Source organism: Ciceribacter lividus, assembly GCF_003337715.1.
Lineage (GTDB): Bacteria > Pseudomonadota > Alphaproteobacteria > Rhizobiales > Rhizobiaceae > Allorhizobium > Allorhizobium lividum.
Genome location: NZ_QPIX01000003.1, coordinates 103,498 through 125,725, shown reverse-complemented (window position 1 = coordinate 125,725; position 22,228 = coordinate 103,498). Strand labels below are relative to the sequence as shown.

The following is a 22,228-nucleotide window of genomic DNA, read 5'->3' as shown; positions in this document are numbered from 1 at the left end:
CGCTTGCTTATCCTCTGCAGCGGCATCATTCGGTGACCGCGCCGACGTCCGTCGTCAGGTCTTCCTTCGGACGCTCGCCTTCGGGCTGGGCCCCCGTGGTCATGTAGTAGATGGTCTCGGCGATGTTGGTGGCGTGGTCGCCGATCCGCTCGAGGTTCTTGGCGCAGAAGAGAAGATGCGTGCAGCTCGTGATGTTGCGGGGATCTTCCATCATGTAGGTCAGCAACTCCCGGAACAGGGAGGTATAGACAGCATCGATCTCGTCGTCGCGATCGCGGACGGACTTCGCCTTCTCCGCCGAACGCGTCGAGTAGACGTCCAGGACTTCCTTCAGCTGCACGAGCGCAAGCTCGGAGAGGTGCTCGATGCCGCGAGCGAGCTTGCGCGGGATGCCCGCGCTCTGCACCGCCATTGCCCGCTTGGCGTTGTTCTTGCCGAGATCGCCGACCCGCTCCAGGTCGCTGGCGATCTTCAGCGCGCCGATGATCTCGCGAAGGTCGCTGGCGACGGGTTGGCGACGGGCGATCGTGATGACGGCCTTGTCACCGATTTCGCGTTCGGCTGCGTCCATGATGACGTCGTCGGAAATCACCTTGTGCGCCAGCGCAGCGTCCCCGTGGACCAGAGCGCGGACGCTGTCGCCCACCATCTGCTCGGCGAGGCCACCCATCTCGGAGATGCGGCGCATCAGGTATTTCAGTTCCTCGTCGAAGGCGGAGTAGATATGGGTCGATGACATGTCGTGATCCTCGAATGAGTGCGTCTGCGCGGTTGGACGGGGCGTCAACCGAAGCGGCCCATGATATAGTCCTGCGTGCGCTGATCGTCGGGATTGGTGAACATCTTGTCGGTGTCGTTTTCCTCGACGAGTTCGCCGAGATGGAACATGGCCGTGCGCTGCGACACGCGCGCCGCCTGCTGCATCGAATGCGTGACGATCACGATGGTGTAGTTCGCGCGAAGTTCGTGAATGAGTTCCTCCACCTTTGCCGTCGCGATCGGATCGAGTGCCGAGCAGGGCTCGTCCATCAGGATGACCTCGGGACTGACGGCGACGGCGCGGGCGATGCACAGACGCTGCTGCTGGCCACCCGACAGACCTGTGCCAGGAGCGTCGAGGCGATCCTTCACCTCGTTCCAGAGGCCGGCTTTCTGCAGCGCCGACGAGACGATGTCGTCCAGATCCGATTTCTTGCGAGCAAGCCCGTGGATGCGCGGTCCGTAGGCGACGTTTTCGTAGATGGACTTCGGGAACGGGTTCGGCTTCTGGAACACCATGCCGACCTTGGCGCGCAGCTGAACCGGGTCCACCTTGGGATCGTAGATGTTCTCGCCGTCGATGGAGATGTGCCCCTCGACCCGGCAGTTGGCGATCGTGTCGTTCATGCGGTTGAGACAGCGCAGGAATGTCGATTTGCCACAGCCGGACGGACCGATGAAAGCGGTGACCGAACGCGGCGGAATCTCGATCTCCACGTCCTTGATGGCGTGCTTATCGCCGTAGAACACCTGGACCTTCCGGGCCGAGATCTTCGCTTCACTCATTGTTGCAGCCTTCGTCGTGATCGTCATTGTGGTCGGCATGTTACTCATTGTCAGCCCTCTTACCAACGGCGCTCGAAACGGCGGCGAAGAATGATCGCGATCAGGTTCATCATCAGGAGGAATACGAGGAGCACGATGATCGCACCGGATGCGCGCTCCACGAAGGCGGGGTCACCGCGCTGCGTCCAGTTGTAGATCTGCACGGGGAGAGCCGAGGCCGGATCGAAAAATCCCTCGGGCGGGGCGGCCGGAAATTCGCGCACGAACGCGACCATGCCGATGAGCAGCAAGGGAGCGGTCTCTCCGAGCGCGCGCGCCAGTCCGATGATCGTTCCTGTAAGAATGCCAGGCATGGCAAGCGGCAGTACATGATGGAACGTCGCCTGCATCTTCGAGGCGCCGACGCCGAGTGCTGCGTCGCGGATCGACGGCGGCACCGCCTTGAGCGCAGCACGTGTGGCAATGATAATGGTCGGCAGCGTCATCAGCGTCAGTACCAGGCCACCCACAACCGGCGCCGACTGCGGCAATCCAACGAAGTTTATGAGAACCGCGAGCCCCAGAATGCCGAACACGATGGAGGGTACCGCTGCGAGATTGGCGATATTCACCTCGATGAGGTCGGTGAACTTGTTCTGCGGCGCGAATTCCTCGAGATAGATCGAGGCTGCGACGCCGAGCGGCAACGAGAGCACGAAGACGATGAGCATCATGTAGGCGGAGCCGATGATGGCGACGCCGAGACCCGCTGCCTCCGGACGCGTGTCCGAGGCGTCCGGTGCCGTAAAGAAGGACCAGTTGAAGTTGGTCGTCAGGATGCCTGCTTCCTTCAGCCTGTCCGCCAACGCCAACTGCTCGGGCGAAATGTTGCGGTCGAGCTTGGCGCTCTCCATCGTCACGCGCCCCTTGTAGTAGCCGTCGATTCGCCCCGCAGCGAGAAGATCGAAGCGGACGGTCCGACCGATGGCCGAGGGATCGGCGAGAACGAACCTGCGCAAATCGGCCGGCGCCTCCTTGGAGATCAGTTCCGCGGCGGTCTTGGCACTGACCCCGTCACCGGCGATGCCCTTCTCGGTCATCGCATCCTGAAGAGCTTTCTGGATCAGCGGCGCATAACCGAAGGTCGACACCTTGGCGATCGCCTCCGGATTGCGGTCGCCCGCCTTGTCCAGCTTCACGGGGTCGAGGAAGATGTCGAGGGAGACATATGTCTGCTGGAAGGAAGACAGGCCGTTCGACAGGATCGACGCAAGCAGCCCGATAAGGGCGACGATGCCGATGACAACGGCGATGCGGCCCATCATGCGGAAACGCGCTTCGGCGGCATTGCGTCGGCGGGTTCGTGCGTCGGCAGCAAACAGCGACTTGCTACGGGATTCAGCGGACGAGGCGCCGAATGCGGAAACGTCGGTCATTCGTACTGCTCCCGGTATTTGCGCACGATGTAGAGGGCCAGCACATTCAGCCCAAGTGTCAGGACGAAAAGGGTGAGACCGAGGGCGAAGGCGACCAGCGTCTCGGGACTTGCGAATTCCGTGTCACCCGTGAGCTGGCTGACGATCTTCACGGTGACCGTCGTCATTGCCTCGAAAGGGTTGAGCGACAGTCTGGCGACGGCACCCGCGCCGAGCACCACGATCATGGTCTCGCCGATCGCGCGGCTTGCGGCCAGCAATACGGCACCGACGATCCCGGGCAGAGCGGCCGGAAAGACGACCTGCTTCACCGTTTCGGACTGCGTGGCGCCGAGAGCGTAGGAGCCGTCGCGTAGCGCCTGCGGAACAGCGTTGATAATGTCGTCGGACAGCGAACTCACGAACGGTATGATCATAATGCCCATGACGATGCCCGCCGTCAGCACCGAAGACGACGAAGTTCCGAGGCCGAGAGGCTGTGCGATCCAGTCGCGCAGAAACGGTCCGACGGTGACAAGCGCGAAGAGGCCGTAGACGATCGTCGGGATGCCGGCGAGGACCTCGATTGCGGGTTTCACCACGCTTCGCACGGAGGGCGCGGCATATTCGGCAAGGTAGATCGCAATCATCAGGCCAAGCGGAACGGCAACGACGAGCGCCACGAGGGAAATGTAGAAGGTGCCCCAGAGCAGCGGCAGGACACCGAGTTCCGAACCGCCACGAAATTGCGGATTCCAGACAGTCGAGAAGAAGAAGTCCTGCGCCGAATAAATCCTGAAGAAGGAATAGGTCTCGAAGAACAGCGAGGCGATGATGCCGATCGTCGTGAGAATGGCGATCGTCGACGCCGAAACAAGCACGGCGCGCACGAATCGCTCGCTGATGTTTCGGGCGCGCAGATCCGGCGTGATGCGGCGATACGCCCAGAGAGCAAAGCCTATCGACAATGCAAGGGCCAAGGTGCCGGTGACGATGGTGCCGGTCTTCGCGATCTGACGATAGGTCTTCGCCGCTTCGAATACCGGCGGCGGCACGTCGCTGCCCAGCGCCACGCCGACTTCGGCCAGAAGAGTCCGTACGTTGGAGACATCCGCACGCATCTGCGAAAGCTCGCTCTCGCTCATCCCACCGCGTGCGAGCACCGCATCAAGACCGTCTGCGATCCGGCGAACGTCGGCCATGACGAGGCTACGCGCGCCACCTTCGGGGATAGCGCTGTCCGGGATCATGCCGGTGACGCGCGTTTCGATGAGGAGAGGCTGCACGACCAGCCATGCGATAAGCACGATCAGGGCGGGGAGGGCCGCAAAGAGTGCGACGGTCTGCCCATAATAGCCGGGAAGAGAATGGAGTCTGACACCACCCTTCGCCGCGAGATCCATCGCATGTCGCCGACCGAGAAAATAGCCGACGAAGGAAATCGCCGCCACGACAAGGATAATGATGCCCGGACTCATCTCGCCAGCAACCTCCAGAAAGAGCAAGACCGGTGGCGCGATCACCGCGCCACCGGTCGGTTTGGATTAGTTCAGGGCACCCATCGGCGTGCGGGCCTTCACGGCCGCCTGCGTCTTGGCGAGTTCCGGGTCGGATACCAGACCGTAGGCCGCCAGCGGACCGTCCGGGCCAGCCATCTCGTCGGAAACGAAGAACTCGATGTATTCCTGCAGACCAGGGATCACGTCGAGGTGGGCGTTCTTGACGTAGAAGTAGAGCGGACGAGAAACCGGATACTCACCCTTGGCGATCGTTTCAACGGACGGCATTACACCGGACATCGTGGCGACACGTAGCTTGTCGGTGTTGTTCTGGTAGAAGGACAGACCGAAGACGCCGATGGCGTTCTTGTTGGCATCGATACGAGCCAGCGTCTCAGTGTAGTCACCGTCGATATCAACCGAAACACCGTCGGTGCGCAGCGCCATGCAAGCCTTCTCGGCCGCCTTTTCATCGCCGCCATTGGCTGCCTTGAGTGCTTCCAAGGCGCCGTCTTCCTTGCAGCCGTCGACGATCACCTTCTCGTCGAAGACTTCGCGGGTGCCGTGCTTGGTGCCCGGAATGAAAGCAAGAATTTCCTGATCCGGCAGGTCAGCACGGATCTCGTTCCACTTCTTGTACGGATTGTCGACGAGCTGACCATCCTTGACGACCTTTGCCGCCAGCGCCATGTGCCAGTCGGCCGGCGTGAAGGCGAACTCGGCACCATTGATGTCCGAAGCAAAGACGATGCCGTCGTAGCCGATGCGGACTTCCTGGATGTCCTTCACGCCGTTCTGGGCGCAGAGGTCGATGTCGGACTGCTTGATGCGCGACGAGGAGTTGGCGATGTCGATGGTGTTTTCGCCCACGCCTTCGCAGAGCTTCTTGCGGCCGGCACCCGAACCGCCGGACTCGACGACCGGGGTCGGAAAGTCGGTGTTTTCACCGAAGGCTTCGGCAACGATCGATGCGTAAGGCAGAACGGTCGAAGAACCGGCAATCTGAATCTGGTCACGAGCGGCAGCAGCGCCGGCAAAAGCAACCGAGGCGACCATGGCTGCCAGGGAAAGTTTCAGGGTGTTCATTTCAATCTCCCGTGAGTGGGCTAGTGTATGGATGCAGCCGCAAACGGCCTCACCGTCCCCGTGCATCAGCAGCACGTTCATACTCACTGTTACCCTTCCCTTTTATGTCACTTCGATGAAAGATTTGTGACATATTAAGTATTTGATCTAAAAACATATTTTTAGCATTCCTCACCTTTCAACCGTGCTTTTATGTCAAAAACGAACGGTGAAGTCGGTACCCTTGCCCATTTCCGAGCGAACGATCAGTCGCGCACGGTGGCGCGTGAGGATGTGCTTGACGATGGCAAGGCCGAGGCCAGTGCCTTTCTTGGAGCGGCTGTCCGCGACGCTAACCCGGTAAAAGCGCTCCGTCAGACGCGGAACATGCTCGACCGGGATTCCCGGGCCGTGGTCGACGACGCTCACTTCAACGGGAACGCCCTCACCGTGACGGAGGTAGACGTCGACGACCTTACCCTCTTGCCCGTACTTGCAGCCGTTCTCGATGAGGTTCTCGAAAACCTGCACCAATTCGTCGCGGTCGCCGAGAACTTCGACCTTGCCCTCCGGCAAATGCAGGCGGATATCAACGCCGAGGTCCGTGGCGAGCGGCGCCAGCGAATCCCGCACGTGTCCGAGGACGGGGACGAGATCGACCTTCTGGTCCGGCGCGATATGCGCCTTGAGCTCCAGCCGCGAGAGCGACAGGAGATCATCGACGAGCCGGCTCATGCGTGTCGCCTGGTCCAGCATGATTGCAAGGAAGCGTTCCTGCGCCTTCGGGTCACCCCGGGCGGGGCCCTGGAGAGTCTCGATGAAGCCGCGGAGCGAGGCGAGCGGCGTTCGCAGTTCGTGGCTTGCATTGGCAACGAAGTCGCTGCGCATCCGATCGAGCCGACGCAGTTCGGAAACATCGCGAAATGACAGCAGGAAGAGTCTCGGCCGCGCATTGGCGAGGTTCTCGACCTGTGTCGAACGGACGATATAGACCCGTTCGGATGGCAGCCGTTCGGAATGTTCGATCTGATTTGGCTCGCCTGTCTCGATCGTCTCGCGGATCATGTCGAGGATGCCGGGCGAGCGCCAGCGGGTGGAAATGTGAAGACCTGGCGACAGCGAACCGAACGCCTTCTCCGCGGCCTTGTTCTGGGCGAGCATGTTTGCATCACCGTCGATCACCACAACCGGCAGATCGAGCGCTCCGAGAACGGCCTCCATCTGCGGGAGTGCGGCTTCGCCCGCCTGAACCGGCTCTGCCTGCGTCTCCGGCAGACGTGGAGGAGAAGGCTCACGAAGGATTACCGACAAGAGCGAAACGAGCCAGAGGACGAGGGAAAACAACGGCTGCGCCCCGGCAAAATAGGAGGCCGCCGCAACCAGGGCTGCCGCAGCCAGGAAACGCCAACCGGCACGCAAACGCGACGCCACCACTTTCAAAGCACCGCGATCTTCAGCCACGCAGCCCTCGTCCACCACTTCCGGGAACACACAATGCCCCTGATAAATGCAATTCATGACAGATGTTTACGGGCTCTGCCACGGTCACCGGTGGATATCCCCCGCCGATGGCATCCGGCTGTCGCTTGTATTGGCGGCGCGAATATGTCCTCACTACAGCATCTCCGGTCGCGACGAAGGGAATGCCGATGATGACGCAAGCAGAAAGCCGTGCGGTAACGCTCAAGATCGGTGGCAAGGAAAGGATCTTCGACATCGACGACCCGCACCTTCCGGACTGGATCGACGACAAGTCGCTCGCCTCCGGACATTATCCGTACGACAAGAAGCTCGACGAGGATGATTACGAGAAGGAGCTGCAGCTCCTGCAGATCGAGCTCGTCAAAGTGCAGTTCTGGCTGCAGAAAACCGGCAACCGGGTGATGGCCCTCTTCGAGGGACGGGATGCGGCCGGCAAAGGCGGCACCATCCATGTGACCCTCTCCTACATGAACCCCCGCTCGGCACGCTCGGTCGCGCTGACGAAGCCCACGGAGACGGAGCGGACCGAATGGTATTTTCAGCGCTATGTGCCGCACTTCCCGAGCGGCGGAGAATTCGTGCTCTTCGACCGGTCCTGGTACAACCGTGCGGTCGTGGAACCCGTCATGGGCTTCTGCACGGAAGGAGAATACGAGAAATTCCTGAAGCAGGTGCCACATTTCGAGAAGCTGATCGCCGCCGACGGCATCCACTTCTTCAAGTTCTGGCTGGACATCGGCCAGGAGATGCAGATCGAACGTTTTCATGACCGGCGCCACGACCCGCTGAAAATCTGGAAGCTCTCTCCGATGGACATCGCCGCGCTCGGCAAGTGGGACGACTACACCGACAAGCGCGACCGGATGCTCGAGGCAACCCATACCGATCATGCGCCGTGGACTATAATCCGAGCGAACGACAAGCGCCGCGCCCGGCTGAACGCCATCCGTCACATCCTCACCTCGATAGACTACGAAGGCAAGGACGAGGAGAAGATCGGCAAGATGGACAAGAAGATCATCGGCAAGGGGCCGGACTTCCTCGCCGGCTCCTGAAGAACGGCGCGCGGCGCCCGATGTTTTCGGCAATCACTGTCCCGGCAGGAGGCGCACGGAGTAGAGATTGATGCCTTCGCCACGCCCCCCGAGACCGGCGTTCAGAAGGAGTCGGCCGGGGGTTGCCGGCGCCATGGACTTGTCGAAGCTTACACGGAAAAGCACGTCCATCTTCTCCGTATTGACAGTGAAGCGGTGACGGGCACAGTCGCCCAGCCTTCCGAAATCGCATTCCACGGCGATCTGCACCGGTTCGTCGCCGGCAGCCTCGATAGTCAGCGCGAAGGTCGAGGTTTTGCCCGCCATTTCGCGAAGCGCGTCGGTCGGCACCGTGATCTCCACATTTCCGTCGGCATCCGCCGAACGCGAAACGACATTCATCGCCGTACCGTCACGCGCGGTGACGACGTCGACTGCGGCATTGGCACGCGGCCGGATCGCATCAATACGCTTCGGCTCGAACACCTCGATCCATTCGTCGGAAAAGCCGTTGCGGGTCTCGAGCGGTTTCGGTTCCTGGGTGCCGGTGAAATCCTCCTCCGCGGCCTGGGGCGGGGGATTGGGGACGCTGGTATCCCGCTCCGCCTCGCTCAACATGAGGCCAGACGTGTACACCCACCATGCCCCCGTACCGATCGCTCCGAGGAGGACAGCGAACATGAAGAGCCGCGCAAAAAAGCCACGCCGCTTTTTCCGCGGGCGGATCGGCGCTTCGGGACGAATCTCTATCGCATCCGCGGTCCGCACCTCTCCCCCGTCCAGAGGAGTATCGACGCTTTCCGTCGTGCGATGCGGACGCTCGGCCCGCAAATCACCGAAATCCCCCGCTGCCGCGGGGCCATCGCGGCGCTCGCCCCAACCGGGCTCGATCGCGGGCATTGCCGGCTCCCGGATTGCCTCCACCGTCGGAGCTGGTGAAGGTTGCGGCATGACGGCTGCTTCCGGTGGTTGCGGACGCCTCACATCGGAATCAACGGCCGGGAGCCGCCCGCGTTCCTCCAGCTCGATCGCGTGGATCGTCGCCTCAAGCTTGTGTCGCTGCTGGGCGATGATCTCGGGATCCGTGATGCCCTGCTTCTGCAGCCCGGTTTCCAGCGCGTGTCGCGCCGACTGATAGATCCGGGCACGCGTCTCCGCATTGGCGCGATCCGATCGCTCTAGAGCGTTCCTGATTGCCGCTTCCAATCCGTTCACTGGCATCCCTCATCGATCGGCAATCGGGGCCGGTCCCGTTGCTGTTGCATAGCGATTCGGTAACGGCTGCCCCGCCGATCTGCAAGGCCTCGCATCCTGCGGAGGAACGATACTCAGAAAAAAGTGGCTTAGTTTCGGCTAATGCGTCGTCGACGCTTCCAAGAAGGCACCAGCGCCGCCTATGCCGCGGTCGGCGTCCATCGCGTGACGCTGGTGGCCCAGGATCAACCGCATGCAATGGTCTTTTCCATCTCTCCATCCTCTGCTAAGTAAATTGACGTTTCCGTAAACGTAAAACAATCCGAGGTTTTTCATGGCACTTCCCGCGGTCCTTTCCGAGAACCTTCGCCTCCCGGTGATAGCCTCGCCGCTCTTCATCATCTCGCATCCGGAACTGACCCTTGCGCAGTGCAAGGCCGGCATCGTCGGTGCATTCCCGGCGCTCAACGCCCGGCCCGAGAGCCAGCTCGACGAATGGCTCGCCATGATCACCGAGGAGCTTTCGGCCTACAACGCGGCACATCCGGATCAGCCGGCAGCACCCTTCGCGGTCAACCAGATCGTCCACACCTCGAACAAGCGGCTCGAACACGACCTGATGATGTGCGTGAAGTACAAGGTGCCGATCGTCATTTCCTCGCTCGGGGCAGTGCCCGAGGTGAACGCGGCCGTGCATTCCTACGGCGGCATCGTCCTGCATGACGTCATCAACAATCGCCACGCCAATTCGGCGATCCGCAAGGGTGCCGACGGGCTGATCGCCGTCGCGGCGGGAGCCGGCGGCCACGCGGGAACGCTTTCGCCCTTCGCGCTGATACAGGAAATCCGCGAGTGGTTCGACGGGCCGCTATTGCTTGCCGGTGCCATTGCTACTGGAGGCGGCATTCTTGCCGCGCAGGCGATGGGCGCCGACATGGCCTATATCGGCTCCCCCTTCATCGCGACGACGGAAGCGCGCGCCTCCGACGCCTACAAACAGGCCGTGGTCGAGGCGCAGGCGAACGACATCGTCTACTCGAACTATTTCACCGGCATTCACGGCAATTACCTGAAATCCTCGATCCGCGCGGCCGGCATGGATCCCGACAACCTGCCGGTCGCCGACCCGTCGAAAATGGATTTCGAAAAGGCTGCCACCGGCGCCAAGGCCTGGAAGGACATCTGGGGCTGCGGCCAGGGTGTCGGTGCGGTGAAGGCGGTCGAGCCGGTCGCCACCGTCGTGGACCGACTCGAGAAAGAGTACAAGGCGGCCCGCACCCGTCTCGCGCTCTGACCTGCCGAGGAGCCCGGCTCAAAACGGAAAACGCCTGGAGGAGAAAATCCCGGCTTGAAATTCCCGCGCGATGCTTGTATCAGCGCGCACAGATCGACGAACCGCGCCAGACGCGGTTCGCCTTGGCCGCTTTAGCTCAGTCGGTAGAGCACATCATTCGTAATTAGCGGGTCCGCTAGAGAATGAGGTTCGAAGCCAGCGGGTTGGGGCTGGTGAGTGAAAGTTAGTAGGGCCATAGTATGGCCGTGTGTGAAGGGTTAAGCCGCTTTAGCTCAGTTGGTAGAGCACATCATTCGTAATGATGGGGTCGCGTGTTCGAGTCACGCAAGCGGCACCACTTCCCCAACCCGAGGAAGTCAAAGTGCGCAGATGACCGGTGGTCCATTCGATCCGAGAGCCGTCGCCAACCTCATGCTGGACGAGGCTGACCGGTCGGGGATCAAGGTCACCAATCTCGCACTGCAAAAGCTCCTCTACTTCGCCCATTCCATCTTCCTGATCGAAGCCAAGCGACCTCTGGTCAGCGGCTATTTCGAGGCATGGCAATACGGGCCGGTGCATCCTGCCGCCTATTCGGCCTTCAAGACGGCTGGCAGTTCTCCTATCGACTTCCGCGCCACCGGGCAGAACGTGATGACCGGCGAGCGCCATGCGCTGGACCTTCCCGAGGACCCGAGCATTCGGCGTCATCTGGCGCGTGTCATGTCGTCCTACGGGCAGCTATCGCCGGGGCGGCTTGTCGACATCTCCCACGCTAAAGGCGCGCCTTGGGACTACATTGCGGACAAAGGAAGAACATCGGTTGCGCTGGGGTTGCGAATCCCGGATGATGTCATCGTCAACCGATTCAAGTTCCACAAGGTTTCCATTGGCGCGGCTCCGGTCGCAGGAGAACCGGATGAAGATACGCCGCTTACCTGAGATCGACCTTGCCCGCGTCGCAACGCTGCCGTCCGACCAGAAGCGCCGCGCCCTTGAGCATTTCAAGCTCGGGCATCCAACGATCACCTACAAACCAGTTCGCGCCCGGTTCGCAGACATCTTCAACGTCCAGCCCGATATGTTCGCGGTTGCCGACCCGACCGCATGGCCGGTTCTGGAACGACTGATACGGGCGAAGGCAACGTCCGACGATGAGTGCAGCGCCAACCTGCTCGTCGCCAAGGGATTGCACGACTTCGCCCGCTCCAATGCCCTACGCAGCCGCTCTCAAGCCTTCTTCCCGCTATCGCTGAGCGTCGGCGAGAAGGTCGAATACTGGTTGCCGATGGTGATGGCGCTGGAAGGTGTCCCGCTGGTGGTCTTCATCGATCCCCGGCGCGGCAAACGCCTGACGGCAGAAGCGAGACGGTTTGTCTTCTCGATGATGCATGAGCATATCCGGGTCGCCAATCCCGACTTCACCGCCGCTCGGCTCGGGGTCGTGCAGTTCGGCGATGCCGCTGATGACCAGCGCCCGGTGACGCTGAGCACCGACGAAGGCGTCGAGCTTTTTGGTTTCGACCAGCTCGACCAGATGGTGCGCGAGACCTACGACATCTGGCGCGAGGTCAGCGAGGCGCGCGAGGACGAGGTTCGCCGCAAGGCCGCTGGCGGTGGTCACGGCCCTCTGTTCGACTGACGCGGCTCAGCGGCCTTCCAGCCGCCGCCTGACGGCCTTCCGCACGCGGTACCAATAGGTCTGCTCCGCGCCGTCGCTGCCGTACCACGCGCGCTCGTGGCGGGCGAACGCTTCAAGCTCCGGGTCGGGATAGCTGGCAATGATGTCGTCAGCCACGCGGGTGATGTCGTCGGCAGGAATCAGCCTCGGCTTGATCGCGTCGGTCCAGATCGTCCACAGGACCAGCCCAATGAAGATAAGGGCTTGAGCGCCGAAGAAGATCAACAAAAGCCAACGCAAAATAGTAAGGAGCAGATCTACCATCGTCATTTGCAGAACCACAGCATCCGACTTCACTGAATGAGATGTTATAGTTCTCAAATTGCGAGAATGCAAAGTTCTCATTTCTCGATTTGAGCAGCCCTTTGCCGCCTTTGTTCCGAACGAGGTGCGCATATGGAGCTTCAACGTCTTTTCGGCGCGAATGTCCGTCATCACCGGAAGGCTAAAGGCTGGACCCTTGAGCAGCTTTCCGACCAGACTGGCATCTCGCGCGAGACTATCGGCAAGATCGAGCGGGGTGTCGCCGCGCCGCTTTTCGAGACCGCGGAGAAAATTGCAGTTGCGCTCAACGTTCCGGCACCGGTCCTGTTCGGTGCCAACGCTGTGCCCGGAACCGGCGAGCGCGCACGGCTTCTGACCGAAATAAACGGCACTTTATCGCGCATGAATGCTGACCAACTCGACCGCGCCGCGCGGATGCTGAAGGCGTTTGTAGGGTAGCGGCTAGCGACACGGGGCTTACCCCGCCCGCAATGGCCTCGGAGCGGCCCTCAGACGGCCTCTGAGGGCCTTGTGCGCACCGGCTGCGTAAGGTGGCCTGCCCGCTGTCCAAGGCCTCCGAGCGTCGGCCTGCGGCCCAGCCGCTTTAGCCGCCGGGTTTGATGGGGTTTGCCGGGTTTTACCGGCCCGTGCAGCCCGCAAAAACCAGCAAAACCCCGTCAAACCTGCCGCACGGCGTCGCGAGGACATCAGAAGGGGGCCTCGATCGATGCCGCACCTTCTCCTCGCCGGCGCGCCTCGACAACACGGTAACGCTTGATGCCGGAGGCGTCGTTAACGGCTTGCAGCGCGAGACCGTCAGCGATTCGGTCGAGATGCTTGGCCAGGAACCGCCCGACACTCCTCGCATTGAAGCCGTTGTGGAAGCGGGTATTGGCGGCAAGCTCTTCGACAAGCTTCCTGACCAGCCCGCCCGCGTCGTGCTCGGCCAACGCAGTGAGTTCGATCAAGGTCACTTGACGGTCTCCCAGCGCCTGCCGCCACAGGCGGAGAAGGTCGATTAGGACTTCCTTCTGAGGATCGTCGGCCAGAACGCGATCACGGGTAAGCGCCGGGTCCGCGCAGCCGACCCAAACCAAGGCCTCACGAACAAGATTCCACTGTTCGAAAGAGCCGACGCGATCAATTGGGTTCGGCCTGCCTGCCGCAATATAGGCGCGCAGGATCGTCAATCCGGCTGCGACCAGACGCGGACGGTCGCTGACCGCTTCGTGGCGCGGGTCGAAGTCGAATTGCCTTTGGTCGGGCCGCTCTATCCCGGCATCGAGGCGGCAGATCAAGGCCCGCCGCGTGACGTCTCCTGATAGGACGAGATTGTTCCCGGTCGCCATGACAAGGCACCGGGTCGGAAGCCGCCTCATCTCGGACTTGCCGAGCACGCGCGGCTGAACCAGTTCCTGGGTCAGCATGGTGCAGAGAAAGTCACCTTCGATCGCGTACCGGCAATTGTCGATAACGACGACTTGGTCGCCGGCCATCAGCACCGACGACAGGCGTTTCTCGTTCTCCTCATCGCTCTTGCCCTGCGACATCATCGCGGGCTTGTGGCCGGTGGCGACGAGGCCAATGGTTTCGGCCAGAAGCGACTTGCCGGTCCCGGCCGTCGGGGCATCGAGCGCGAACATGGGAGCCGCTGGAAACATGGCGCGGACCAATGCCGTCAGCACCGCCGCAAGCGCCACGCTGCGGTCGGCATCCTCGGCAAAGGAGAAGCCCCGGAAGGGGTTGGCGAGCACATCGAGTGCGGCCCTCGCCACGTCATGAGACGGGCTATCCGCGACCTGCGGAAATACCGTGCTTCCGGGGTCGTACAGCAAGCCGGAAAGCGGGTCGTATCCCGGTTCCTGCAAGACGGTGCCATCGGCCCTGAGTGTAGGGCTTTGGGTGATGCCCTGCAGGAATCGCAATCTCCATTCACCGACCCGCGCTAGGTAGGCGGATGCCGCATCCGGCGGCGGGTCAATCCTCTTCATGCCGCCCTTGGCGGTTGGCTGCTCCCACCGCGCCACGCGGGCGAACTGCTCGCGCAGCCAAGGCGAGGTCACGGGCTTGAGGATCAGCGCGCCGCTGTCGCGTCCGACGCCCTCCTCATCGACCCTGACCGTCAGTCGAACGACGCGGACCAGTGAATCGAAGCGCTGGTAGATGCCGACGCCTTCGCGAATCAATGCCTGTTCGGCCGCATCGACGGCTTGCGGCATGAAACCGCCTCTGACCGCGATGGCGCTGCCGCCCTCCCCGTCTTCGCTGGAGCCGCCGAGCCACTTGCGAAGCGTGGCTTCCATAGGCTCGATGCCGAGAAATTCGCAGAGCATGGGCAAGCCCCACACCTGCTCCCCGGCGTCGTGCTTCTCCCGGCTCGCCATTGCTTTGCCGCCGCGCTTGTCAGCTTCCTCGTCGCCGGCCAAGCTGGCGACGAGTCCCACCCACTGATCCGCTTCCTCATCGGAAATACCGGCGCGCACGAGCGCACCGGTTAGGGCGAGGCAGACATTGTCGCGGTTGCCGGCGACACGCGGATACTTGTTCACGATGACCGAGAGGAACGCCACGCATCCCGCGCGGCGCTCCAGATCGTCAGGGTCCACGACCGGCACGGTTGCCGGGTCGTCATGCCAGCGGACAAGTTCGCCCGAGGGATGAACCGATGGCGGAACCATCGTTTGCAGCCCGTCGCCACGTAATTCCAGCACCGTCATGCGGTCGCTGGAAATCAGCCCGGTCGCGCTAGGCGGAATTTGGAAGCGGACATTCTTGCGCAACCGGCCGATGGCGAGGCGATGGCTGTGCGGCGATCCCGCGCGACCGAAACTCGGTAGGTCGCCCATTAGTTCGCAAGCGATCCGCGCGGCTTCCGGCCAATCGAAATCGGTGTCGATCAAGCCACTGGATCGCTCGCCAAGAGCGATGCCGATATTGCTCACCGGACTGAACGCGCGAAGTAAGTCCTCGTCGGTTCTTTCCGTGAGGTTGCCCCACTTGCCTTTAGGCTTCTTCTCGCGGGCCGGGAGCACAAGCGGCTCCCAGCCCAGCGATTTGTAGAAGACGGCCGCGTGGCCGGGCGACTCGAACTGATTCTCGGGGGTGAGGTTGAAGTTAGACATGGCGGACGCCCCCCTCGATGCGGAAGGAATCCATCCAGGCCAGAACTTCGGATTTGCGGTAAAGGACGCGTCCTCCGATCTTATACCAAGGCAAACCATTCCACCGACCGGGAAGGCGTGCCTTTTCGTACAGCGACGGGCTGAGCTTCGTGAGCCGCGCGACCTCTTTCGTGCATAGCCACTCATCAGGCTGCACAGATGTATGGGAACTGACGTGTGCCATCAGTCATCTCCTAAAGCTGTTTCGGAAATGACTTCGGCGCCGGGCTGGCCCACCGAGGCGGGCACCTGTCGTTCGCTTATGAGACCACCACGCTGATCGGTCTCGCCTGCTTGGTGTCGGACTGTTACCGCCCCTACGGGGTGTCAGCCCGCGTCCTGGGTGAATTGCCTACCGGAGACCGGTACGGCTTACCTTCCAAGCAACACGACGCTATGCGAGAGCGCCGGCCCGATCAAGCCGGAAAGTTGCTGACGGGACGGCGATGCAAGCCGGTCCAACTCTGTCCAAGATTCTCAGAGCCGCGAGGGGACGTCCCATTCGGCGAGTTCAGCGCAGAGCCGCTTCACGGCTTCCGTTTCAAGCGCCTCCTGAACGTAGTCCGGTTCGACGGTGCGGCTGCGCTGCCGGGTAAACATGTCGCAAAGCCGGGTCGCGGCGGTGTGAATGTCGGAGGCGGTGCATTCAAGAACCTCACGTGCCGCCAACTTCGCCAATTCCATGTTGGAGCGGATGTGCCTACCAGCATCGGCTCGTTCATGCAGGAGCGACATCTCGCAGTCGCAGACATCGCGTTGCCGCTGCTGTGCCATAAACAGCAATGCATCGTCGTAGTCGTCACCCGCCGATGTGCGGGTCCCGACCAGCGCCGTCATTGCCACGTCCAGCCGCTCGTGATCGCGGCCTTCGGTTTCCGGCGTCGGGTGCGCATTGATGATCGCGAGCAGGAGGCGCTCCAGCACGGTTGCACCGTAAGCCAGACCTTGCGCATCGGCGCCCGCCGCGACCGGGGCAATCATCGGGTCATACCTGGACATTGGCCAACTCCAATATCCGGGCCGCGACCAGTTCAACCGGCCCGCGCAGCCGCTCCGCATTGACGACAATATAGCCGCCCGTGACGTCGCCATTGGCGCGGTGGTTCAGGAGACGCTTGAGCGCGTAGTAGGGAACATCGAGGCTTTCAGCGATGGTGATGAACGTACGCCGCAAATCGTGCAGCGTGAAGTTCACGCCGGAGCCGGTGCTGACGCGCAGTAGGAATTTCTTCGTCTCCACCAAATGGCCATTCTTACCGGGGCCGGGAAACACCCAAGGCGACCCTTCCGCCTGTTCTTTACGCTTGGTCAGCAGGTCCGCAAGGAATGCTGACAAGGGCAGGTTCAGCGGGTCACCGTTTTTCGTTGTGGGCAGATGCAGCGTGCGGGCTGCGAGGTCCACATTTTCCCAGCGCAGCTTCATCAGCTCGCCCCGGCGCATTCCGGTGAATAGCGCGGTCAGCAGAAAATCGCGGGAATAATCCGGTTCAGCCATGACGGCTTTCCACCACATGGGCAGGTCCAGCGCCGTGACCAAAGTCTGCCGCCGCCGCTCGCGATACCATGCCCGCGCCTGCGAGAGGATCAGCACCGGGTTCGGCGGGAAGTCGTCCTGTGTGGCGGCGATGAAATTGTAGACGGACCGGAGGTGCCGCATCGCATTGTTGGCGGTCACCTCGCCGTGGACCTTGGCAATTTCCTGATGCTTGGCCAGCACCATTTGCCGGGTGATGTGGTTCATGGGCTTCTTGCGCCATGCCTTGAGGTAGAGCTTGGCGGTGCGCCCGTAATTGGTGACGGTGTGCGGAGACAGCTTGTTGCGCGCCTCGAAGAAGCGCTCAAAGGCGACGGCCAGCGTGACGCGCTCCACCGTCTCTTTGCGCTTCTCCTCGTTGGGGTTCCGGCCCTCGGCCATTTCCCCCAGCAAGGCGAGCGCCTTCTTGCGCGCCACCTCCGGCGCAAACAGGTCCGCGCGCCCTATGGTCACGCGGCGGGTCTCTCGGTTCACCTGCCCCTCGGCAAAGTAGACCTTTGAGCGGCTGCCGACCCGAAGGCCGAAACCGGAAAGCAGAGTATCGCGGTAGAGGATTTGGCCGCTGGCAGCGAACGGAATGTCGTCAATGGTGCGGCGGGTAAGACGTAGGTTAGGCATTTGAGACCTCCTGTTGGCCTCAACTCAAACTAACCAAATCATCTTTAAAAAGCAAGTAATATCAGATACTTATCAAGTTTCCGCCAACCTGATCCACCACCATGAAACGCTGTCCAGCACCTGCGCACGCGCGATCGGACGCACATGAGCAACAGCAAGTTCAGTTCAGCCAACAGCGTGAAATGAGCCTCGCAGGCTTAGCCGCGAGGCTCGTCGTGAATATGCGCTACTTTATTGCCGTTTCTCAGCTTGCGTGGAGCAGAGTATCAAGCATCCTCCAAAGCCGCTTCTTCATCGTTGTTAACGTCGGGAAGCTCCTCATCACCCCGACCATCGATGGTGTCGTTGAATGCCATCATTGCCCGTCCCATTAAGTCCATGGCTTGCCTTTGTCCGTTTCTAGCTTCAACGAGGCCGGCAATTAGTGCCTGCTGGGCTTCGCGGTCCGGCGGGAATGCAATCTCCAAAGCCTCGAAATCCCCGACCTGCGTGCGCCGCCGATTGCTGTGCCCTGTCGTAATCGCCCTGAACGCTCGCTGGTAATACCGGCTGCGAAGGAGGCACGAGAGAAATACCGGGTCCAGGCGGTCGTCGGTAATCTCGTAGATCGGGAACTCCTTCGTAACGAGGGCTCCGTCAAATTCTGGCGGGACTACGGCAGCGCACCCTTTCCAGAGGTCGATGGAGCTAAACACCACGTCACCCTCGCGCGCGGCGAACCAGGTCGACGGGCTATCCTCAAAATACATACCGAGCCACTCCGGCGGATTGCGGCCCTTGCCTGCCTCGCGCGGTCGGATTTCACCAGTCTGGCTGAGCGTCATCACAGCAACGCGCTCGTCGGGGCGGGCTTCCGGGTATACTTGGTCCATGCGCCGTCGCAGCACATCGCGGATCGGCATCTTGATCCAGCCGTCTGGAACGACGTTCTGTTCCTCCCGTTTGAAGAGGTGGTACTTTGGGTCAAGTCTATGGCTCGGATGAGCTCGCCACAGATCGCCCGCAGGGATCGCCATACAGTCAGGCGATTTACGACCCTCGTAGCCCTCGGGGTTAGCCTGAAACGCCCGATACTCACCGAGGATCGTTCCGTCCTGGTTGTCTGCCAACCTGCCACCCGCAGAGCCGCGATAGAGGTCGTTCAACTCAGAGTGAATGCCTGTGGAAGTGTATCCAACCCAGTTCGCCTCAGCGAGGAAAACCTTATACGCCATCGCGTCGAGCGCCGCCGCGACGGCCTTTTCCTCCGATGCGCCATTCTCAATCGCCTCTTCATAGGACTGATCAAACGCAGTCTTCTGCCACTTCTGGAACTTCCGGAAATAAAGAATAGAGGTCTTGTTCTGCGCGCCCGACTTACGGAATGCATAATCAGGCAGCGACACGATAGCCTCAATGAATCCATTCTTCGCGAGATACCGGCGCACAGAAGGGCAGTTACTCTGCTCACCCTGATTGTTGAACAGGCCGTCCGGTAAAATCAGGCCAAGCTCGCCTCCCGGCTCAAGCAGATCGACCGACCGTTCCAGTATTACATGTTCGGATGCCACCTTTGTCCGGTTCTCCGCCACCACGAACGATTCGAGCGTGTTTGCTCCAAGGTGGTCGTCATCCCCCGCCTGCACCTCATCGCCGAAGGGCGGGTTGCCGAACAGCTTCGTAAATTTGTCCTTCGGCGGATTTAGGCGCGGGTGAGCAAACACAACGTCAAGGCACGACCGATCTGCCTCGATATTCGTGTGCCCATCGTGGTGCAGCAACAGATTGATTTTGCAGATGCGCCCGAGGATATCGTGAATCTCAATGCCGAAGACGTTAGTGCGAGAGAAGTCCATTTTCGCACGATTAATCTCGTTCTCCGGCTGCCCTTCATACTCGCGATCAATCTTGTGCCAGACCTGCAATAGAGCTTCCAGCAGGAAACCGCCGCTTCCAGCTGTCGGATCGATGATGTAATCGGTTTCACCAATACCCAACATCGCGACGGTGAACCGAGACAACTGCCGCATCGTGAAGTACTGCCCAAGCTCACCCCGAAACACCGAGCCGAAGAAGTTCTCAAAGGCGGCGCCGATGGTATCTACGTCCGTCCTCAGGAAGCTCACCTCCTGCAACGTCAGGACAATCTCGTAGATCTTTTTGTCCGTCAGGCGAATGCGGGCGTTCGCCGGGAAGATCGTAGGATCTTGTCTGCACGCCTGCGCGAACAGAGCATGGACACGACCTGCGACGGCGGCAGTCGTCTCATTGGTGCCAACCTGAAAGTGTCGGAACTCACCCGAGCGGCGGTTGCGCTCGTCCACCACCTTCGCGAACAGGAGCTTGCTCCATTCGTCAAATGAGGTGAGAGGATCACGTTTGCCACCCGCCCAAATGAGCGAGTGAACGCGCTTGATCTTGGCTTCAAGGATGTTTGACGCGACAGGATGGATATCCATCTCGCTGCCTGCGACGTAAGCATAGACTGGTATCTCACCGAACTGCTCGGGTACGGCATCGCGCCCGCCGAGCATGTTTCGTTGGCGTTCCGTCGGCTCAAAATTACCTACGTCATAAAAACGGGATTCCCCATACTCATCGTATAGGCCGAGAGGAATGCGCAAAGAATTGGCATTGCCGAAAAGCTGCTCGATGCCCTGATCCCGACCCGCCCTCGACTGCGGATCGCTCTTACACTCTACGACGAGATAGGGGTCCCTGCAGGCCTCATCTCGATAAACGATTATGTCGGCGAAATCGCTAGGAGTGCGGCGAGGCACCACCACTTCGATCCGCATTTGCGTAGCAGGATACTTCTTGTCGATCACCAAATTCGCGATGGCAATGCATCGCACCCATTCTTCAGGATCACTCCACGCATATGATTTCTTGTGGTTGAGGTGATAGGTCACCTTTCCATTTGCGATTTCAATAACGCCACGAGCAACACACTCGGCGACATTAGAATTCTCAATGGCGATCTGCTGCGTCAGCTTCATGGTTTCATCCCAAGCATCTTGGCTGGGACATTTACTGACTGCTTCAGAAGTGTCAAGAGCGGAAATTAGAGCGATGCGCTCTGAAATTACGGATTGCGCGCTTACCGTTCGTACATCTACCTGATTTCCAATGATTTCTGACATGTTTAGTCCGTCACAGAAGCCACACGTTCATCCGCAATCGATATATCAGAGCGAACCGCTCTGAAAGTCCTGGTTGGGAATTGCAGCGTGAAGACTATTGTGTCGGAGTACCGGCTTGGGCACATTGGCCACAAAAAGGGGCAGCATGAGCGACATAAAACTCTTTCGCACGGACAGCGCATCGGTCACGGAACTTCGCGGCAGCGCGGTTGCGTTGGAAAAGTCGCTGCAGACGCTCATTGAGCGCAACATGGAAGCCTTTCTCGGGGTGAGGTTTCTAGCCTCCGAGTTTCCGACGACGAACGGCGGGCGCATGGACTCGCTCGGCATCGATGAAAACGGTTCGCCGGTGATCGTCGAGTATAAGCGGGCCAGCAATGAGAACGTCATCAACCAAGGCTTATTCTACCTCGACTGGCTGATGGACCACCGCCGCGATTTCGAATGGCTTGTACTGGAGCGCTTCGGCGCCGAGCAAGCAAAGGCGGTCGACTGGGGAACTCCTCGGCTGATCTGCATTGCCGGCGACTTCACCAAGTACGACGCCCATGCGGTCAACCAGATGAACCGGAACATCGCGCTGGTTCGCTATCGCCGATTTGGCGACGAGCTATTGCTGTTCGAACTGCTAACCTCGGCATCGGAACGACCCGCGCGCGAAATCCCTGTCAGCATCGACACCCAAGGCGAGCCTACGGCAGCGCGACCACGATCTCGCCAGAAGACGGTTACGCAATACCTCGCGGATGCGGACCAAGATCTTGTCGATCTCTACGAGGCGACGAAGGCATACCTGCTAGCGTTGGGCGACGATGTCGAGTTGAAGACCCTGGACAACTACGTCGCCTTCCGCCGCCTAAAGAACTTTGCGTGCGTCGAGGTCAAGCCGCAGATCAGGCACCTCAAAGTTTTCGTCAAGGTCGATCCGGACACCATAGAACTTGAGCCCGGCTTTACCCGTGACGTGCGCAACATCGGCCATTTCGGCACTGGCGACCTTGAAATCATCATCACTGATGTCGCCACGCTGGACAAAGCCAAGCCTCTGATGGACCGCAGCTATGACGGGGCCTAGCTAGTGATAGGGGGAGTGAATAGTGCCGAAGCTTGATCTGCACGCATTTGTTAGCCGGGGTGCTAATGCCGGCGAGCTCCTGTTTCCACACCAGCACGAAGACGGCACTTTTGTCGTGTCGAAGACGCGCTTTGAAGATGATTATGTCCGGCTAGCTCGTCCGGCAGAAATCCTACTCTGGCTCGAAAAGGGGTACGGGCTGCGTATGTCCAATCCGACCAAAGGCATCAAAGCTCCAAGCCTGATAATGCCGGAATCAATATTTCGGCCCGTGCTGATTTAGACTT

At 60.7% G+C, this 22,228-nt stretch carries 20 protein-coding genes, 1 tRNA gene and 1 pseudogene; 8 read left to right on the top strand and 14 right to left on the bottom strand.

Annotation, left to right across the window (positions count from 1 at the left end):
* Nucleotides 1-25: 25 nt before the first annotated feature.
* The 6 genes from phoU to phoR form a co-directional block, all read right to left on the bottom strand.
* Entirely contained in the window at nucleotides 26-739 is a 714-nt protein-coding gene (phoU, locus tag DFR48_RS06775; RefSeq protein WP_112685504.1) for a phosphate signaling complex protein PhoU, read from the bottom strand.
* 44 nt (nucleotides 740-783) lie between these two features.
* Nucleotides 784-1,572 (bottom strand): phosphate ABC transporter ATP-binding protein PstB, encoded by a 789-nt coding sequence (pstB, locus tag DFR48_RS06770; protein WP_170141829.1) that lies wholly within the window; start codon nucleotides 1,570-1,572, stop codon nucleotides 784-786.
* Between the two features lie 32 nt (nucleotides 1,573-1,604).
* Complete coding sequence (gene pstA, locus DFR48_RS06765) at nucleotides 1,605-2,960, bottom strand: phosphate ABC transporter permease PstA (RefSeq protein WP_114362430.1); 1,356 nt, start codon at nucleotides 2,958-2,960, stop codon at nucleotides 1,605-1,607.
* On the bottom strand, nucleotides 2,957-4,417 hold the full coding sequence (gene pstC, locus DFR48_RS06760; RefSeq protein ID WP_114362429.1) for a phosphate ABC transporter permease subunit PstC: 1,461 nt from the start codon (nucleotides 4,415-4,417) through the stop codon (nucleotides 2,957-2,959). Before pstC ends, pstA begins: the two co-directional genes overlap by 4 nt.
* Before the next feature lie 66 nt (nucleotides 4,418-4,483).
* Nucleotides 4,484-5,524, bottom strand: a complete 1,041-nt coding sequence (locus DFR48_RS06755; RefSeq protein WP_114362428.1) for a substrate-binding domain-containing protein — start codon at nucleotides 5,522-5,524, stop codon at nucleotides 4,484-4,486.
* Nucleotides 5,525-5,719: 195 nt separating this feature from the next.
* Complete coding sequence (phoR, locus tag DFR48_RS06750; protein WP_114362427.1) at nucleotides 5,720-7,021, bottom strand: phosphate regulon sensor histidine kinase PhoR; 1,302 nt, start codon at nucleotides 7,019-7,021, stop codon at nucleotides 5,720-5,722.
* A 131-nt stretch (nucleotides 7,022-7,152) separates the two neighbouring features.
* On the opposite strand from phoR, the gene ppk2 reads away from it, so the two are divergent.
* On the top strand, nucleotides 7,153-8,040 hold the full coding sequence (gene ppk2, locus DFR48_RS06745; RefSeq protein WP_114362691.1) for a polyphosphate kinase 2: 888 nt from the start codon (nucleotides 7,153-7,155) through the stop codon (nucleotides 8,038-8,040).
* A 33-nt stretch (nucleotides 8,041-8,073) separates the two neighbouring features.
* Here the strand turns inward: ppk2 and DFR48_RS06740 are convergent, their stop codons facing one another.
* Nucleotides 8,074-9,240, bottom strand: a complete 1,167-nt coding sequence (locus DFR48_RS06740) for a hypothetical protein (protein WP_245415540.1) — start codon at nucleotides 9,238-9,240, stop codon at nucleotides 8,074-8,076.
* Nucleotides 9,241-9,547: 307 nt separating this feature from the next.
* Between DFR48_RS06740 and DFR48_RS06735 the strand changes: the two genes are divergently transcribed.
* From DFR48_RS06735 to socB, 4 genes are all read left to right on the top strand, one after another.
* Nucleotides 9,548-10,507 (top strand): NAD(P)H-dependent flavin oxidoreductase, encoded by a 960-nt coding sequence (locus DFR48_RS06735; RefSeq protein WP_114362426.1) that lies wholly within the window; start codon nucleotides 9,548-9,550, stop codon nucleotides 10,505-10,507.
* Nucleotides 10,508-10,768: 261 nt separating this feature from the next.
* Nucleotides 10,769-10,844, top strand: a tRNA-Thr gene (locus DFR48_RS06730).
* 32 nt (nucleotides 10,845-10,876) lie between these two features.
* Nucleotides 10,877-11,428, top strand: coding sequence for a type VI toxin-antitoxin system SocA family antitoxin (gene socA, locus DFR48_RS06725; RefSeq protein WP_114362425.1), 552 nt, complete (start codon nucleotides 10,877-10,879; stop codon nucleotides 11,426-11,428).
* Entirely contained in the window at nucleotides 11,406-12,128 is a 723-nt protein-coding gene (socB, locus tag DFR48_RS06720; protein WP_114362424.1) for a type VI toxin-antitoxin system SocB family DNA replication inhibitor toxin, read from the top strand. Before socA ends, socB begins: the two co-directional genes overlap by 23 nt.
* A gap of 6 nt (nucleotides 12,129-12,134) precedes the next feature.
* Here the strand turns inward: socB and DFR48_RS06715 are convergent, their stop codons facing one another.
* Nucleotides 12,135-12,464 (bottom strand): hypothetical protein, encoded by a 330-nt coding sequence (locus tag DFR48_RS06715; protein WP_114362423.1) that lies wholly within the window; start codon nucleotides 12,462-12,464, stop codon nucleotides 12,135-12,137.
* A gap of 99 nt (nucleotides 12,465-12,563) precedes the next feature.
* Between DFR48_RS06715 and DFR48_RS06710 the strand changes: the two genes are divergently transcribed.
* Nucleotides 12,564-12,890, top strand: coding sequence for a helix-turn-helix domain-containing protein (locus DFR48_RS06710; protein ID WP_114362422.1), 327 nt, complete (start codon nucleotides 12,564-12,566; stop codon nucleotides 12,888-12,890).
* Between the two features lie 248 nt (nucleotides 12,891-13,138).
* On the opposite strand, the gene DFR48_RS06705 is transcribed toward DFR48_RS06710, so the two are convergent.
* From DFR48_RS06705 to DFR48_RS06690, 6 genes and pseudogenes are all read right to left on the bottom strand, one after another.
* Complete coding sequence (locus DFR48_RS06705; protein ID WP_170141815.1) at nucleotides 13,139-15,553, bottom strand: bifunctional DNA primase/polymerase; 2,415 nt, start codon at nucleotides 15,551-15,553, stop codon at nucleotides 13,139-13,141.
* Nucleotides 15,546-15,776 carry a helix-turn-helix transcriptional regulator gene (locus tag DFR48_RS21915; protein ID WP_170141814.1) on the bottom strand — a complete coding sequence of 77 codons (231 nt, stop codon included), beginning with the start codon at nucleotides 15,774-15,776 and terminating at the stop codon, nucleotides 15,546-15,548. Before DFR48_RS21915 ends, DFR48_RS06705 begins: the two co-directional genes overlap by 8 nt.
* Before the next feature lie 293 nt (nucleotides 15,777-16,069).
* Entirely contained in the window at nucleotides 16,070-16,591 is a 522-nt protein-coding gene (locus DFR48_RS06700) for a hypothetical protein (RefSeq protein ID WP_147273514.1), read from the bottom strand.
* Nucleotides 16,578-17,507: a tyrosine-type recombinase/integrase gene (locus DFR48_RS06695; RefSeq protein ID WP_245415548.1), complete on the bottom strand. Its 930-nt coding sequence runs from the start codon at nucleotides 17,505-17,507 to the stop codon at nucleotides 16,578-16,580. Before DFR48_RS06695 ends, DFR48_RS06700 begins: the two co-directional genes overlap by 14 nt.
* Nucleotides 17,508-17,525: 18 nt before the next feature.
* A pseudogene (locus tag DFR48_RS22175) lies at nucleotides 17,526-17,744 on the bottom strand (hypothetical protein); the annotation flags it as partial.
* Between the two features lie 266 nt (nucleotides 17,745-18,010).
* Entirely contained in the window at nucleotides 18,011-20,722 is a 2,712-nt protein-coding gene (locus DFR48_RS06690) for an N-6 DNA methylase (protein WP_170141813.1), read from the bottom strand.
* A gap of 289 nt (nucleotides 20,723-21,011) precedes the next feature.
* Here DFR48_RS06690 and DFR48_RS06685 point away from each other — a divergent pair, with 289 nt between their 5' ends.
* Complete coding sequence (locus DFR48_RS06685) at nucleotides 21,012-21,941, top strand: DUF5655 domain-containing protein (RefSeq protein WP_114362417.1); 930 nt, start codon at nucleotides 21,012-21,014, stop codon at nucleotides 21,939-21,941.
* Between the two features lie 22 nt (nucleotides 21,942-21,963).
* On the top strand, nucleotides 21,964-22,224 hold the full coding sequence (locus DFR48_RS21760) for a hypothetical protein (RefSeq protein WP_147273513.1): 261 nt from the start codon (nucleotides 21,964-21,966) through the stop codon (nucleotides 22,222-22,224).
* Nucleotides 22,225-22,228 lie beyond the last annotated feature (4 nt).